The sequence below is a fragment of the Pseudomonas viridiflava genome (assembly GCF_900602065.1).
Taxonomy (GTDB): Bacteria; Pseudomonadota; Gammaproteobacteria; order Pseudomonadales; family Pseudomonadaceae; genus Aquipseudomonas.
In genome coordinates this window covers 1-307 of sequence record NZ_UWFN01000332.1, presented here as the reverse complement: position 1 = coordinate 307, position 307 = coordinate 1, and the positions used below count along the sequence as shown (strand labels likewise).

The following is a 307-nucleotide window of genomic DNA, read 5'->3' as shown; positions in this document are numbered from 1 at the left end:
TCCTTTGGGTATGGTGGGACTTATTCACTCAGGAGCCATACTGGGCTGTTGTATTCACGTTAGTCATCGCCGCGATTTATGCTTACTTTGTTGGCTTAATAGTCCGCCAAAAAACCATCTACAACTACACCGTCAAAACCGACTGCGCCCATCTGGAGTACTACCTCCACTACCCTGACTTCGCCTCATCCTTCTTCAAAGGCATCGCCATAGCCGTCATACTGATATTTGTTTTCGTCGCCGTTCTCACTGGATCATTGCTCTTTCTGATCGGTCCGGTTGCTATTGCGTTTATAGCGGCACTAAA

1 pseudogene is annotated in these 307 nt (G+C 47.6%); it reads left to right on the top strand.

What is annotated here, in order from left to right:
- Positions 1-307 (top strand): annotated as a pseudogene (locus EE949_RS29690) (permease); the annotation flags it as partial.